The 14,480-nt window shown below is 66.8% G+C and carries 12 protein-coding genes; 5 read left to right on the forward strand and 7 right to left on the reverse strand.

What is annotated here, in order from left to right:
- Positions 1-284: 284 nt before the first annotated feature.
- The 3 genes from lpdA to QOL57_RS10075 form a co-directional block, all read right to left on the reverse strand.
- Positions 285-2,093, reverse strand: coding sequence for a dihydrolipoyl dehydrogenase (gene lpdA / locus QOL57_RS10065; protein ID WP_089237059.1), 1,809 nt, complete (start codon positions 2,091-2,093; stop codon positions 285-287).
- A gap of 107 nt (positions 2,094-2,200) precedes the next feature.
- Positions 2,201-3,931 (reverse strand): dihydrolipoyllysine-residue acetyltransferase, encoded by a 1,731-nt coding sequence (aceF, locus tag QOL57_RS10070; RefSeq protein ID WP_089237061.1) that lies wholly within the window; start codon positions 3,929-3,931, stop codon positions 2,201-2,203.
- Positions 3,932-4,044: 113 nt separating this feature from the next.
- Positions 4,045-4,614, reverse strand: a complete 570-nt coding sequence (locus QOL57_RS10075; protein ID WP_089237063.1) for a DNA-deoxyinosine glycosylase — start codon at positions 4,612-4,614, stop codon at positions 4,045-4,047.
- A gap of 186 nt (positions 4,615-4,800) precedes the next feature.
- Here QOL57_RS10075 and QOL57_RS10080 point away from each other — a divergent pair, with 186 nt between their 5' ends.
- From QOL57_RS10080 to glpK, 3 genes are all read left to right on the forward strand, one after another.
- A complete protein-coding gene (locus tag QOL57_RS10080) occupies positions 4,801-5,433 on the forward strand; it encodes an OmpW family outer membrane protein (protein WP_089237065.1) in 633 nt (210 codons plus the stop codon).
- A gap of 185 nt (positions 5,434-5,618) precedes the next feature.
- A complete protein-coding gene (gene glpD / locus QOL57_RS10085; RefSeq protein ID WP_089237067.1) occupies positions 5,619-7,103 on the forward strand; it encodes a glycerol-3-phosphate dehydrogenase in 1,485 nt (494 codons plus the stop codon).
- A gap of 61 nt (positions 7,104-7,164) precedes the next feature.
- The gene (gene glpK, locus QOL57_RS10090) at positions 7,165-8,664 is read left to right on the forward strand and encodes a glycerol kinase GlpK (protein WP_089237069.1); all 1,500 of its coding nucleotides are present in this window, start codon (positions 7,165-7,167) and stop codon (positions 8,662-8,664) included.
- Between the two features lie 139 nt (positions 8,665-8,803).
- On the opposite strand, the gene QOL57_RS10095 is transcribed toward glpK, so the two are convergent.
- Positions 8,804-9,598 (reverse strand): MetQ/NlpA family ABC transporter substrate-binding protein, encoded by a 795-nt coding sequence (locus QOL57_RS10095; RefSeq protein ID WP_025877387.1) that lies wholly within the window; start codon positions 9,596-9,598, stop codon positions 8,804-8,806.
- A gap of 26 nt (positions 9,599-9,624) precedes the next feature.
- A complete protein-coding gene (locus QOL57_RS10100) occupies positions 9,625-10,596 on the reverse strand; it encodes a YafY family protein (RefSeq protein WP_089237071.1) in 972 nt (323 codons plus the stop codon).
- 81 nt (positions 10,597-10,677) lie between these two features.
- Between QOL57_RS10100 and QOL57_RS10105 the strand changes: the two genes are divergently transcribed.
- Both QOL57_RS10105 and QOL57_RS10110 read left to right on the forward strand, forming a co-directional pair.
- Positions 10,678-11,280 (forward strand): hypothetical protein, encoded by a 603-nt coding sequence (locus QOL57_RS10105; protein WP_089237073.1) that lies wholly within the window; start codon positions 10,678-10,680, stop codon positions 11,278-11,280.
- 107 nt (positions 11,281-11,387) lie between these two features.
- Positions 11,388-12,164 carry a DUF481 domain-containing protein gene (locus QOL57_RS10110; RefSeq protein ID WP_089237075.1) on the forward strand — a complete coding sequence of 259 codons (777 nt, stop codon included), beginning with the start codon at positions 11,388-11,390 and terminating at the stop codon, positions 12,162-12,164.
- A gap of 116 nt (positions 12,165-12,280) precedes the next feature.
- On the opposite strand, the gene hemC is transcribed toward QOL57_RS10110, so the two are convergent.
- Both hemC and QOL57_RS10120 read right to left on the reverse strand, forming a co-directional pair.
- Positions 12,281-13,192 (reverse strand): hydroxymethylbilane synthase, encoded by a 912-nt coding sequence (hemC, locus tag QOL57_RS10115; protein ID WP_089237077.1) that lies wholly within the window; start codon positions 13,190-13,192, stop codon positions 12,281-12,283.
- A gap of 554 nt (positions 13,193-13,746) precedes the next feature.
- Positions 13,747-14,475, reverse strand: coding sequence for a LytTR family DNA-binding domain-containing protein (locus QOL57_RS10120; RefSeq protein WP_025879008.1), 729 nt, complete (start codon positions 14,473-14,475; stop codon positions 13,747-13,749).
- Between the last annotated feature and the right edge of the window lie 5 nt (positions 14,476-14,480).

The raw sequence follows: 14,480 nt of genomic DNA on the forward strand, positions 1-14,480 counted from the left end.
TTACTTCGCACCCAGTCCCCTCTCCCTCCGCGTGTCAGGCATCCACGCGGCCGTTGCCGTGGCAGCGGCTGTGGCTCCTCTTTCCGCAAGCCGAGCCGCTGCGCGGGCGGCAGGCGTTTCGACAAAGTAAAGGAGGAGGCGACCGCCGCAGGCGGACGACGGGGGACACCGTCGAAATGCCTGCCGCCCGCGCAGCGGCCCTACAGCTCGCAAAAATCCGGAACGGAGAAACAAAAAAACCCCGGCAGATGCCGGGGTTTTTTGTTCGGAAAGGCGCAGGCGCCTTATTTCTTCTTCGGCATGTACAGATCGGTGATCGTGCCGTCGTAGATTTCCGAGGCCATCGCCACCGATTCGCTCAGCGTCGGGTGCGCGTGGATGGTGTGGCCGATGTCCTCGGCTTCGGCACCCATTTCGATGGCCAGGCCGATCTCGGCCAGCAGATCACCAGCATGCACGCCGACGATGGCACCACCGATGACGCGATGGCTGTCTTCGTCGAAGATCAGCTTGGTGAAGCCCTCGGTACGACCGATGCCGATCGCGCGGCCGCTGGCGGCCCACGGGAACTTGGCCACGCCGACCTTCAGGCCCTTGGCCTTGGCTTCGGTCTCGGTCACGCCGACCCAGGCGATTTCCGGGTTGGTGTAGGCCACCGACGGAATCACGCGGGCCACCCACTCCTTCTTGTGCCCGGCAGCCACTTCGGCCGCCAGCTTGCCCTCATGCGTGGCCTTGTGGGCCAGCATCGGGTTGCCGACGATATCGCCGATGGCAAAGATGTGCGGCACGTTGGTGCGCATCTGCCGGTCGACCGGAATGAAGCCGCGGTCGGTGACCTGCACGCCGGCCTTGTCCGCGTCGATCTTCTTGCCGTTCGGCGAGCGGCCTACGGCCACCAGCACGCGATCGAAGGTACCCTGCGCCAATGCCGGCGTCTGCCCTTCCTCGGCGGCTTCGAAGGTCACGGTGATGCCCTTGGCATCGGCGGTCACGCCGGAGGCCTTGGTCTTCAGGTGAACCTCGATGCCCTGCTTCTTCAGGCGGTCGGCCAGCGGCTTGACCAGGTCCTTGTCGGCGCCCGGCATCAGCTGGTCCATGAACTCGACCACGGTGACCTTGCTGCCCAGCGCGCCATACACGGTGGCCATTTCCAGGCCGATGATGCCGCCGCCGACGACCAGCAGCGAACCCGGCACTTCAGCCAGTTCCAGCGCGTCGGTGGAGTCCATCACGCGCTTGTCGTCCCACGGGAAGTTCGGCAGCTTCACCGCCTGCGAACCGGCGGCGATGATGCACTTCTGGAAGCGCAGCAGCTGGGTGCTGCCGTCTTCAGCCGTGATCAGCAGTTCATTGGCCGACACGAACGTGCCAACGCCCTGCACGTTGCGGACCTTGCGCTGCTTGGCCATGCCGGCCAGGCCCTTGGTCAGCTGGTTGACGACCTTTTCCTTGTACTGGCGCAGCTTGTCCAGGGTGATGGTCGGCTTGCCGAACTCGACGCCGAAATCACCGGCGTGGGCGACTTCGTCGATCACCGCTGCGGCATGCAGCAGTGCCTTGGACGGAATGCAGCCCACGTTGAGGCAGACGCCGCCGAGGCTGGCATAGCGCTCGACCAGCACCGTATCCAGGCCGACGTCGGCGGCGCGGAAGGCGGCGGTGTAGCCGCCCGGGCCCGAGCCCAGCACGACCATTTCGCATTCGATGTCGGCGGCCTTGCCACTGGCCAGCGCCGGCTTCGGTGCTGCCGGCTCGGCCGGGGCGCGGTGCGACGGGGTCACCGGCGGCTTGCTGGCCGGAGCGGCTGCAGCCGGGGCCGGGGCAGCAGCCTTGGCCGGCGCTTCAGCGGCGCCCTCGGTCTCCAGCAGCACGACGACCGCGCCTTCGGACAGGCTGTCGCCCAGCTTGACCTTGATTTCCTTGACCACGCCGGCAGCCGAGGACGGCACTTCCAGGGTGGCCTTGTCCGACTCCAGGGTCACCAGACCCTGGTCTTTCTTCACCGTATCGCCAACGGCGACCAGCACTTCGATCACCGGTACATCGCTGTAATCGCCGATGTCGGGAACCTTGATTTCAATCGTGGCCATGGTGGGTTTTCCTCGTGCCCGACCGGCGTGGCCGGTGGGCTGTCACTGCGTTTCGACAGGCGGCCGCGCCAGGGGCAGCGGCCGCACGGTGGGGGCGAAGCGGTGCCTTACAGCAGCACGCGGCGCATGTCGGCCAGCACCTGCGAGAGGTACGTGGTGAAGCGTGCGGCCAGGGCGCCATCGATGACGCGGTGGTCGTAGCTCAGCGACAGCGGCAGCATCAGCTTCGGTGCGAACTCCTTGCCGTTCCAGACCGGCTGGATGGACGACTTGGAGACGCCGAGGATGGCCACTTCCGGTGCATTGACGATCGGGGTGAACGCGGTGCCGCCGATGCCGCCCAGCGAGCTGATCGAGAAGCAGCCGCCGCTCATGTCGGCCGGGCCCAGCTTGCCGTCGCGTGCCTTCTTGGCCAGCTCGCCGGTTTCCTGCGCGATCTGCACCACGCCCTTCTTGTCGACATCGCGGATGACCGGAACGACCAGGCCGTTCGGGGTATCGGCCGCGAAACCGATGTTGAAGTACTTCTTCAGGGTCAGGTTCTCGCCGCTGGCATCCAGCGAAGCGTTGAACTCCGGGAACTGCTTCAGCGCCGCAGCGCTGGCCTTGATCAGGAAGGCGAGCATGGTCAGCTTGATGCCGGCCTTCTCGTTCTCCTTGTTCAGCGCCACGCGCAGGCCTTCCAGGTCGGTGATGTCGGCCTGCTCGAACTGGGTGACGTGCGGGATCATCGCCCAGTTGCGGGCCAGGTTCGCACCGGAGATCTTCTTGATGCGCGACAGCGGCTGCACTTCAACATCGCCGAACTTGCTGAAATCGACCTTCGGCCACGGCAGCAGGTTGAGGCCACCGCCGGCGGCCACGGTGCCACCGGCAGCCGCCGGAGCGCCGCCGCTGAGCGCGGCCTTGACGAATTTCTGCACGTCGGCCTTGGTGATGCGGCCGCCCTTCTCGCTGCCGCTTACCTGCAGCAGGTCGACACCCAGCTCACGGGCGAACACGCGTACCACCGGCGATGCGTAGGGCACCTTGGCCGGCAGCACGCCATCGGCGTTGAACTGCACCGGCGGGCTGCTCGGCGCGCCGGCCGAGGGCGCGCTGGCGATGTCGCGGGCGGCCAGCTTGTCCGGCTGTGCCGGCACGGCGACCGGCTCGACCTTGGTGGCCGTCTCGGCGGCGGCCGGGGCGGCAGCGGCGGCGGCCTTGCTCGGGGCCGGGGCGGCAGCGCCTTCGGCTTCGATGATGGCGACCACGTTGCCCTGCGACAGATTGTCGCCGACCTTGACCTTGATCTCCTTGACCACGCCGGCGACCGACGACGGCACTTCCATGGTGGCCTTGTCGCTTTCCAGCGTGACCAGGCCCTGGTCCTTCTTCACCGTATCGCCCACGGCGACCAGCACTTCGATGACCGGAATGCCGCTGTAGTCGCCGATATCCGGCACCAGCGCTTCAACCGCGCCGCCGCTGGCAGCGGGGGCGGCAGCGGCCGGAGCCGGAGCGGCAGCGGGAGCTGCCTGGGTGGCAGCGGCAGGAGCAGCGGCCTTGGCCGGCGCCGGCGCAGCGGCAGCAGCGGCCGGCTGGGCAGCCTCGCCGTCGGCCATTTCGATCAGCGCCACGACCTTGCCTTCGGACAGGCTGTCGCCCAGCTTGACCTTGATTTCCTTGACCACGCCGGCCACCGAGGACGGCACCTCCATGGTCGCTTTATCGCTTTCCAGCGTGACCAGGCCCTGGTCCTTCTTCACCGTATCGCCGACGGCAACAAGCACCTCGATTACCGGGATATCGCTGTAGTCACCGATATCGGGGACACGTGCTTCCTTGATTTCGGCCATGGGGAGAACTCCGGCAATCTGGTGTAGGGAAACGTCTATTGTGCGGCCAGCGGGAGCCAGCGCCAACCGTTACAGGTGTTTTCAGTACGCACGCAGCCGGGACACGCTGTTGCTCATGGCTCGCCGGCGCCTCCAGTCGGTAGCGTATTGTCCTGCCGATGTCCGCTTGATGTCGCCAGTGCGACGGCCACCGGCTGCCAGGCCTGGCGCAGGCGCGGCAACGACCATGCTGCATTGGCCGGGCTGGTGGACGGTAGCGCCAGCACTGTTGGCGAGGCGGCCAGCAGCGGCAGCACCCAGCGCTGGAAGGCCTGCATCGCTGCACCGCCATTGCAGCCGATCAGCTGCAGGTCAGGCAACGCGGCGATCAGTGCGGGAAGCGCATTGGCCACTTCCGTGCCACGCACGATGTCCGCATCCAGGCTGCCGCGTCGCTCGCAGCGGCCGATCACATCCCACAGGCCGACCCCATTGGCTGCCAGTGCCTGCAGTCGCTGCGCGTACGGCAACGACGGATCGAAGCCGCACAGATCGCCGAGCAAGGGCCAGAAGCGATTGCGTGGGTGCGCGTAGTAATGCTGTGCCTGCAACGAAGCGATACCGGGCATTGAACCCAGCAGCAACACCCGGCAATCCGTGTTCACCTGCGCAGACAGGCCAATGCACAACGTTGCGGCGCTCACATCTTCTCCAACTGCATGAATATTCCTGGATGGCAGAAACCGCGTGAAAACAAGCGTTTCGCGCTGTTCGCTGAACAATGCGAACTAATTTTTAACGCGCGTCGGATTCGATTCATGTTGGGGCGACTACGGTGTGCTCGCCCCGCAACCGGGGGCCCAAAACAAGAAACATTAGGAGATTCCCCCATGCGCTCCATCCGTATCCTGAGCCTCGCCCTGCTGACCTCCGCCGTGTTCGCACCGGCTGCCTTCGCGCAGGACAGCAGCACTGACACCGCCTCCGGCAAGCATTTTGCCGTGGTTGGCGGCGTCTCGCTGCTGCAGCCGAAGAATGACCCGATCGACGGCATCAAGAAGGTCGATGGCGGCCCGGCACCGACCGTCAGCTTCAGCTACTACATCAACGACAACTGGGCCGTTGAACTGTGGGGCGCTGCAGACAAGTTCGACCACAAGGTGAAGGGCCCGGGCAATGCCCGCCTCGGCAGCGTCGAGCAGCAGCCGGTCGCACTGAGCGGCCAGTACCACTTCGGCCAGGCCGACAACGTGTTCCGTCCGTTCGTGGGCGTGGGCTACTTCCAGTCGGCTTTCAGCAATGAAACCCTGGCAGACGGCAGCGACTCCGACATCCGCCTGAAGGATGCCAAGGGCGTGATCGGCACCGTCGGTGTGGACATGAACATCAACTCGACCTGGTTCGCCCGTGCCGACGCCCGCTACATGCGCTCGCGTCCGGACGTGAAGGTTGGCGGCGAGAAGATCGGCGAAGCGAAGATGGATCCGTGGACCGTCGGCTTCGGCATCGGCGCCCGCTTCTAAGCGCTTCTGCGTCATTGTTGTACCGCGACGGGCCCTTCGGGGCCCGTCGTCGTTTCCGTCACCGGGCTCCGCCTGTAGAGCCGAGCCCATGCTCGGCTGCTTTTTTGTAGAGTCGAGCTTGCCCGGCCACCCGGAAAGCAGCCGAGCATGGGCTCGGCTCTACATAAACAAGATGCGGAGGCGCGATGGACGAGGTCGACCTGCTGGTGATCGGCGGTGGCATCAACGGTGCCGGCATCGCCCGTGATGCCAGTGGCCGTTGCCTGAAGGTGCTGCTCTGCGAACAGCACGATCTGGCAGCGCACACTTCCAGCGCCAGCAGCAAGCTGATCCATGGTGGCCTGCGCTACCTGGAGCAGAGCGAGTTCGGCCTGGTGCGCAAGGCGCTGGGCGAGCGCGAGGTGGTGCGCCGGCAGGCGCCGTTCCTGGTGCGGCCGCTGTGTTTCGTGCTTCCGTGGCAACCCCACCTGCGTCCACGCTGGATGCTGCGCCTCGGCCTCTGGCTGTACGACCACCTGGGCCGGCGCAGCCCCGCCTTCCCTGCGTCGCGCGGCGTGGATCTGCACGACGATCCGCTCGGCGCGCTGATCTCGCCGCAGCTGCGGCAGGCTTTCAGCTACGCCGATGCGCAGGTGGATGATGCGCGGTTGGTCATCCTCAACGCGCTCGACGCTGCGCGACGGGGTGCACGCATCCTGACCGGCACGCGCTGCGTGGATCTGCGGCGCGAGCACGGGCGCTGGCGCGTCGTACTGGAAGACACCTCAGGCCATCAGCAGACCGTGCAGGCGCGGGCGGTGGCCAACGCCGCAGGCCCCTGGGCTGGCGGCCTGCTGGAGCGCATGCACGCCCGCAGCGGCGGACCTGCGCTGCGCCTGGTACAGGGCAGCCACATCGTGCTGCGCCGCCTCTGGCCAAACGACAGGGCCTGCCTGCTGCAGCAGCCCGACGGCCGCGTGGTGTTCCTGCTGCCCTTCCACGACCATCTGCTCGTCGGCACCACCGACACCGACTATCGCGGCGATCCCGCACGCTGCAGTGTGCTGCCCTCGGAAGTGGACTACCTGTGCAGCGCGGCCAACGGCTACCTGCGCGACCCGATCGCACCTGCCGAGGTGGTCTGGCAGTTTGCCGGCGTGCGACCGTTGCTGGCCGACCCGGACCCGCGCGCGGCGAAACTGAGCCGCGACTATCGACTGCAACTGGACGCCGACGGTGCGCCCGCGCTGCACGTGCTGGGCGGCAAGCTGACCACGTACCGGGTGCTGGCCGAGGAAGCACTGGATCTGCTGCGCCCCTGTCTGCCGCACGCAGGCCCAGCCTGGACGGCGGCAGGCGACCCGCTGCCCGGCAGCGACTGGGGCGATGCCGGGCAGGCACGGCAGCAACTGCAGCAGCAGGCCCCGTGGCTGCCGGAAGCCACACGGCGACGCTGGGCAAGCGCCTATGGCAGCCGCAGCCTGGATCTGCTGCACGGCGCACACAGCCTGCTCGATCTGGGCGAGGACTTTGGCGCGGGCCTGCACGCACGCGAGGTGGCGTTCCTGTGCGACCACGAGTGGGCCCGCACCGCCGAGGATGTACTGTGGCGACGGAGCAAGCTGGGGCTGCAGATGGATGCGGCGCAGGCGGCACGGCTGCAGGCATGGATGGATTCACATTGCCGGTAGTGCCGCGCGGCCCGGCGCCGCCGATGCATTACGATTCCAACATCGCCACTGGAGACGCTGCATGACGCCCCGCTACGTGCTGGCCATCGACCAGGGAACCACCAGTTCGCGCGCGATCCTGTTCGATCGTAGCGGCGACATCGTCGGCAGCGCGCAGCGCGAGTTCGCCCAGTTGTTTCCACAGCCGGGCTGGGTCGAGCATGACCCGCGCGAGATCCTGACCAGCGTCTACGCCACGATCACCGAACTGCTCAGCCGCGAGCAGATCGATCCCCGCCACATCGCAGCACTGGGCATCACCAACCAGCGCGAAACCACCGTGGTCTGGGACCGTGCCAGCGGCCAGCCGATCCACAACGCCATCGTCTGGCAGTCGCGGCAGAGCCAGGCGATCTGCGAGCGGTTGAAGTCCGGCGGCCACGAAGCGCTGATCCGCGAGCGCACCGGTCTGCTGATCGACGCCTATTTCTCGGCCACCAAGATCCGCTGGATCCTCGATCACGTCGAAGGCGCGCAGCAGCGTGCCGAACGCGGCGAGCTGCTGTTCGGCACCATCGACAGCTGGCTGGTGTGGAATCTCAGCGGCGGCCAGGCGCACGTGACCGACTACAGCAACGCCGCGCGCACGCTGCTGTTCAACATCCATACCCTGGAATGGGACGATGACCTGCTGGCACTGCTGGACATTCCGCGCGCGATGCTGCCGCAGGTGCGTGATTCCAGTTCGGTGTATGCGCACACGCGCCCGCAGTTCTTCTTCGACCACCCGATCCCGATCGCCGGCATTGCCGGTGACCAGCAGGCTGCGCTGTTCGGCCAGGCCTGCTTCCAGCCGGGCATGGTCAAGAACACCTATGGCACCGGCTGCTTCATGCTGATGCACACCGGCACGCAGGCCGTACGCTCGCGCAATGGCCTGCTGACCACCATTGCCTGGGGCTTGGATGGAAAGGTGGAGTACGCGCTGGAAGGATCGATCTTCGTCGCCGGCTCGGTGGTGCAGTGGCTGCGCGATGGCCTGCGCATGATCGATCGCGCCGCCGACAGCCAGGCCTTGGCCGCACAGGTGCCGGACAGCGCGGGGGTGTATCTGGTGCCGGCCTTCGTCGGCCTGGGTGCACCGTACTGGCGCAGCGATGTGCGCGGCGCGATGTTCGGCCTGACCCGTGGCACCCGCAAGGCGCACTTCGTGCGGGCGGCGCTGGAGGCGATGGCCTACCAGACCCGCGACGTACTGGACGCGATGCAGTCCGACGCGGGCATCTCGCTCAGTGAACTGCGCGCCGATGGGGGTGCGATCGGCAACGACTTCCTCGCCGGCTTCCAGGCCGACATCCTCGGCGTGCCGCTGCTGCGCCCGCGGCTGACCGAGACGACCGCCCTGGGCGCGGCCTACCTGGCAGGGCTGGCTGTCGGCTTCTGGGAAAGCCGCGAACAGATCGCGGCACAGTGGGGGCTGGATCGCCGCTTCGAACCGCAGATGGCGGTGGCCCGGCGCGAGAAACTGTACGCCGGGTGGCAGCAGGCCGTGGCCGCCACCCTCGCCTTCCACGTCGATTGACATTGTAGAGCCGAGCCATGCTCGGCTGCCGTTGGTGGAATGCCGAAAACAGCAGAGCCGAGCGTGGGCTCGGCTCTACAGGAAGGGCAGTGTCGACCAAGGTCGACATCTACCATTCAAATCAACAGATCAGCCGCAGTCAGAACGCCGGCAGCACCGCGCCCTTGTACTTGGTCTCGATGAAGGTCTTCACCTGCGGGCTGGTCAGCGCCTTGGCCAGCTTCTGCACGCGGGCGTCGTCCTTGTTGTCCGGGCGGGCAACCAGGAAGTTCACGTACGGCGAGTCCTTGCTCTCGATCGCCAGCGCGTCCTTGGTCGGGTTCAGGCCAGCATCCAGCGCATAGTTGGTGTTGATCAGGGCCAGATCGACCTGGTCCAGCACGCGCGGCAGCATGGCCGAATCCAGCTCGCGGAACTTCAGGTTCTTCGGGTTGGACACGATGTCGCGCTGGGTGGCCAGCGCATTGGTCGGGTCCTTCAGCTCGATCACGCCGGCCTTGTGCAGCAGGATCAGCGCACGGCTGTTGTTGCTCGGGTCGTTGGGGATCACCACATCGGCCCCTTCACGCAGCTCGGCCAGCGACTTGATCTTGCGCGAGTAAGCACCGAACGGCTCGATGTGCACGCCCACCACCTTGGTCAGGTCGGTCTTGCGATCGCGGTTGTAGGCGTCCAGGTACGGCTCGGTCTGGAAGTAGTTGGCATCCACCTGCTTCTGCACCAGCTGGTCGTTGGGCTGCACGTAGTCGTTGAACACGCGCACGTCCAGCTCCACGCCTTCCTGCTTGAGGATCGGCTTGACCACTTCCAGGATCTCGGCGTGCGGCACGGCGGTGGCGGCCACCACCAGCTTCTGCGAAGGCTCGCCGGACTTGCCGCAGGCGGTCAGTGCCAGCGCAGCGGCGAACAGGGGCAGCAACAGGGTCTTCTTCATGGGCGCAATCGATCTCGGGGGAGGTGTCAGGATTTTTCGTAGTTGGTCAGGGCCAGTTCCAGCAACGCCTTGGCCTGCTCGCGCAGCATCATCGGTTCGACGATCTCGGCATCGGACCCGTAATGCAACACGTCCATCAACAGTTCGCGCGACACGCTGTAAGGCACTTTCAGTTCGTAACGGCCATCGGCGAGGAAGCGGCCCTGCTGCTTGGAGTGCCAGTGCTCATCGGCCACCCAGCGTGCGGCCTTGGCACTGAACAGGATGGTCGCCCAGCCTTTCGGTGCACCGGAGAAGATGCCGTAGCTGGCACCCAGCTGCTCGTCCAGCTCGCTGTCGGCGACATCGCGGGCGGTGCTGTCGATCACCCGCGCCTTGTAGATGCGGTCCACCGCGAAGCTGCGCAGGGCCTCGCGATCATGGTCCCAGCCGTCCAGATACCAGTTGTCGCGGTAATGCGTCAGCCGCTGCGGCGATACGGTGCGCTTGGTCGCTTCGTCGGTCGAGCGGGCACGGTATTCAAAGCCCAGCTGCTTGCGCTCCAGCACTGCCGAGGCCACCGAACGGAAGCTGGCTTCATCGAACTTGCGGCCACGGTGCGGAATCACCCGGACCCGGTCCACCGGCCAGCTGGAAACACCTGCCTGGGCGGCCAGCAGGCTCTCGATGCGCTGCTGCAGCGGCGCCAGCACCGAAGACAGCACGCCGCCGCCGGTACGGGCCAGCAGGTGCTGCGAGGCCAGCAGGGCGTGCAGCTCCTCCGAGCTCAGCCACAGCCCGGGCAGCTCGAAGCGGTCGCTCTCGTCGGCCATGTAGCGGAAGCCGGCCTCGCCATCGCCCTCGATCGGCGCCATCAGCGCATCGCGCAGGAACGCCAGGTCGCGGTAGACGGTGGCCCGGGAGCAACCGAGCTTGTCCTGCAGGGTCGCCACCGTCACCGGATAGCGTGCGGACTTGAGCAGACGATGCAGGGCGGTGATGCGTTCGTATCGGTCCATGCCCCCGATTATGTCCGAGTCTCGGGCGTTGTGGCGGACGATTGGGCTATCGTGGGCGCCCCCTGCCCTGCGGAGCGCCCGATGCGCCGGTTGTCTGTCCTGCCCCTGCTGGCCTGCCTGCTGCTGGCCGCCTGCGACCGCGCACCGGCGCCCACCGGTACTGCGACGCCTGTCCCCGCTGCCGATCCGGCACAGGCAGTGCTGTCTGCCAGCCAGCGGTTTGCGGCCCTGCGCAGCTTCCACGCCGAGCTGGAGGTGCTGGGCGCGCAGCAACCGGTGCGTACCGCGATGGACTTCGTCGCCCCGGATCGCTTCCGGGTGCAGACCCCGGCCGGGCCGCAGGTGATCATCGGCGACACCATGTTCCTGCAGGCCGACGATGCGATCCGCCAGGTGCCGACCCCGCCGGGGTTGCTGGAGCAATGGCGCAGCCCGCTGCCCGCCGATATTCCCGCCCAGGCCCTGCAGGCCGAAGACCTGGGCGAGCAGACGCTGGATGGCGTCAGCACGCGCCACTACCGCCTGCGTGGCGCCACCGCTGGTGAACGCCTGGAGTACTGGGTGGATGCGCAGGGCCTGCCCCGGCAGATCGTGCGCAGTGGCCACAACAACGGCAAACCGTTCCAGCTGCGGCTGCGCTACTCGCGCTTCAACGATCCGGCCCTGCAGGTCGATCTGCCCTGAATGGGGCGCACCGGCAACGCCTGCTGAAGCAGGCGGGACGGGCGATTCGGACGGTCATCACGCTTCCAGTATCATCACCGGCTGCCAATCGCTTCGGAGAAGCCTCGATGTCCCTGCGCGTGTCCCTGCTGGTCCCCTTGCTGCTCTGCGCCCCGCTGGCGTATGCGCAGGATGCCTCCGAACTGGCGGCGATGTCCTCGCCGTGGAGTGGCAGTGGTGGCGAACTCGGCTTCGCGTCGGCCCGTGGCAACAGCAGCACCGAGAGCTTCAACGGCCGCCTGCGCCTGCGCTACACCGATGGCGACTGGGTGCACAGCATGGACCTGTTCGGCCTGCGCTCCAGCTCCAAGGTGATCGAGACCAGCGACGACGGCACCACCACCCGCCGCAACAACACCACTGCCAACCGCTACACCGGCAGTGCAGGCAGCGCGCTGCAGCTGGGCGAACATCGCCAGCTGACCGCCACGGTACGTACCGAGCGTGATGATTTCGCCACCTACGATCGGCAGAGCTCGTTCGGTCTGGGTTACGGCACCCGGTTGTGGAACACCGAGCGCTTCTCGTTCGACGCGCAGATCGGCCCCGGTGTGCGCCGCACACACAGCACCGAGGACGACCGCACCCGCACCGGCCTGATCGGTCGTGGCCTGTTCGACCTGAAGTACTCGCTGACCGACAACACCGACCTGATCAACACCCTGCTGGTCGAATCGGGTTCGTACAACACCTTCGGCCAGAACGATTTCGGTGTCTCGGTGAGCATGAACGAGCACCTGGCGCTGAAGGCCGGATGGCAGGCGCGGTACAACAGCGACGTCGCCGTGGACAAGCGCAAGACCGATACGCTGACCACGATGAACGTGGTCTACAAGTTCAAATAAGGGAAACGGGCGCCAGGCGCCCGTTTTCTTTTCCGGTAGTGCCGGCCGCTGGCCGGCAACCTCATGATCCCGATTGAATGCAGTTGCCGGCCAGCGGCCGGCACTACCGGGAATGCTCAAACGTTCAACAGTTCGCCGGCGCCCGCCTCCAGCAGCATCGTCGCCACGCGCTGGCCCAGCGCTTCCGGGTCGCTGGCCGGGCCCACGGCGTCGGCACGCACCGCGCGGCCGTCGCTGGCACTGCCGACCAGACCCTGCAGGTGCAGATCCTGCCCCTGCCACTGCGCGATCGCCGCCACCGGCACATGGCAGCTGCCGTGCAGCGCGCGGTTCATCGCCCGCTCCGCTTCCACACAGGCGCGCGTGGCGGCGTCATCCAGGCCTGCAAACAGCGCCATCAGCGCCGCGTTGTCGCCATCGCACTCCACCGCAACCGCGCCCTGCGCCGGTGCCGGCAACCACTGCGGCGGCTGCAGGCGGGCGACGATGCGCCCCCCCAGGCCCAACCGCTCCAGCCCAGCCACGGCCAGCACGATGGCGTCGTAGCCACCGTTGTCGAGCTTGGCCAAGCGGGTGTTGACGTTGCCGCGCAGGTCCAGCAGTTCCAGGTCCGGGCGCAGCGCGCGCAGCTGGGCCTGGCGGCGCAGTGACGAGGTACCGACGCGCGCACCGATCGGCAGCGCATCCAGCGAGGCATACAGGTTGGAGACAAAGCCATCGGCCGGATCATGCCGGGTCAGCATCGCCGGCAGCGCGAACGGCGCATCCAGTTCCATCGGCACGTCCTTCAGCGAATGCACCGCGCAATCGGCCTCGCCCCGCAGCATGGCCAGTTCCAGTTCCTTCAGGAACAGGCCCTTGCCACCGATGGCCGCCAGCGAGCGATCCAGCACTTCATCGCCGCGGGTGCTCATCGGCACCAGTTCCACGTGCAGATCGGGATGTGCCTGGCGCAGGCGGTCGGCGACGTGTTCGCTCTGCCAGAGGGCGAGCGGGCTCTTGCGGGTGGCGATGCGTACGGTTTCCATCCGGTCATTATCGCGCCTATCGGCGGGATACGGCCAACGGCGGAGCCCCTCGTGGCTTGAAGCAGCAGCTGGGCTTGGCCGGGCGAGGTGGGCTGCGCAGGGGTCGCTGCAAGTACGTCCATGTAAGCTCGGTCGCCGCATCCATGCGGCTCACGCCCCTGCGCAGCCCACCCCGCCCGGCCTCTGACAGTTTCCGTGTGCGTCAGCCACGGAAGATCAAAAGAAAAAAGCAGAAGCAGAAGCAGAAGCAACAGCCGACGGCTTCCGGGGTCAGATCCCTTTTCCGCAGGAAAAGGGATCTGACCCCTCTTTCCCGCCCGATAACAACAATGCCTTTGCCGTCCGTCACCGGGAAATTCGCGAGGGTGAGGCGGGATGGGCGGGCGGGACCGTTGGCGCCATGGATGGCGCCATCGAGCCCCCATGGATGGGTTTACGGCGTGTCCCGCCCGCCCATCCCGCCTCACCCAACACGCAACAGCACAGAGCCGACAACCCGCTGTTGCTGTTGATGTTGATGTCGAAGCAGTCGCGGCCGCAGGCCGCGCGGAACCTCACAGATGCCGCAATTCCTGCTTCAGCGTCGCCACGCAGCGCCGACTCACTTCCAGCGGCTGCTTGCCATGGCGCAGCACGGCCTGCACCTGGCCACCGCTGCCACGACGCAGTTCCACCAGCTCATGGCGCGCCACCAGGCAATTGCGATGGATGCGCACGAAGCGGCTGGCGAACTCTTCCTCCAGCGACTTCAACGATTCCTCGATCAGGTCCTCGCCACGGGCGTGATGCACCACCACGTACTTTTCTTCGGCCTGCAGGTAGTGGATGTCATCCAGCGGAATCAATCGCAGGCTGCCACGCAGGCGGGCACACAGCATGCTGCGGGCCTGGCCGCCGGTGTGCTGGGGTTGGCCGTCACGGCCGGCCAGGAAAGTGCGTGCGCGTGCGATCGCCGCCGCCAGCCGCTCAGCGCGCACCGGCTTCATCAGGTAATCGATGGCCGCTGCCTCGAACGCCGACAGCGCGTGCGCATCGTAGGCGGTGCAGAACACCACGGCCGGCCTCGGCTCGAAACTGGCCAGATGGCGGGCCGCTTCCAGCCCGTCCAGGCCGGGCATGGCAATGTCCAGCAGGACCAGGTCCGGCTGCAGTTCGGCGCACGCGTGCAGGGCCTGCTCGCCGTTGCCGGCCTCGGCCACCACGTCCACCCCTTCCTGCGCGGCCAACAGGCTGCGCAGGCGCTCGCGCGCCAGCGGTTCGTCATCGGCGATGACTACCCTCACGATCG

The sequence above is a fragment of the Stenotrophomonas sp. yr243 genome (assembly GCF_900184195.1).
Taxonomy (GTDB): domain Bacteria; phylum Pseudomonadota; class Gammaproteobacteria; order Xanthomonadales; family Xanthomonadaceae; genus Stenotrophomonas; species Stenotrophomonas lactitubi.

Excerpts from the sequence above, each read along its gene's own strand:
- lpdA (WP_089237059.1), bottom strand. The coding sequence starts at position 2,093 with ATGGCCACGATTGAAATCAAGGTTCCCGACATCGGCGATTACAGCGAT.
- glpK (WP_089237069.1), top strand. The coding sequence starts at position 7,165 with ATGACGCCCCGCTACGTGCTGGCCATCGACCAGGGAACCACCAGTTCG.
- QOL57_RS10105 (WP_089237073.1), top strand. The coding sequence starts at position 10,678 with ATGCGCCGGTTGTCTGTCCTGCCCCTGCTGGCCTGCCTGCTGCTGGCC.
- glpD (WP_089237067.1), top strand. The coding sequence starts at position 5,619 with ATGGACGAGGTCGACCTGCTGGTGATCGGCGGTGGCATCAACGGTGCC.
- hemC (WP_089237077.1), bottom strand. The coding sequence starts at position 13,192 with ATGGAAACCGTACGCATCGCCACCCGCAAGAGCCCGCTCGCCCTCTGG.
- aceF (WP_089237061.1), bottom strand. The coding sequence starts at position 3,931 with ATGGCCGAAATCAAGGAAGCACGTGTCCCCGATATCGGTGACTACAGC.
- QOL57_RS10080 (WP_089237065.1), top strand. The coding sequence starts at position 4,801 with ATGCGCTCCATCCGTATCCTGAGCCTCGCCCTGCTGACCTCCGCCGTG.
- QOL57_RS10095 (WP_025877387.1), bottom strand. The coding sequence starts at position 9,598 with ATGAAGAAGACCCTGTTGCTGCCCCTGTTCGCCGCTGCGCTGGCACTG.
- QOL57_RS10100 (WP_089237071.1), bottom strand. The coding sequence starts at position 10,596 with ATGGACCGATACGAACGCATCACCGCCCTGCATCGTCTGCTCAAGTCC.
- QOL57_RS10110 (WP_089237075.1), top strand. The coding sequence starts at position 11,388 with ATGTCCCTGCGCGTGTCCCTGCTGGTCCCCTTGCTGCTCTGCGCCCCG.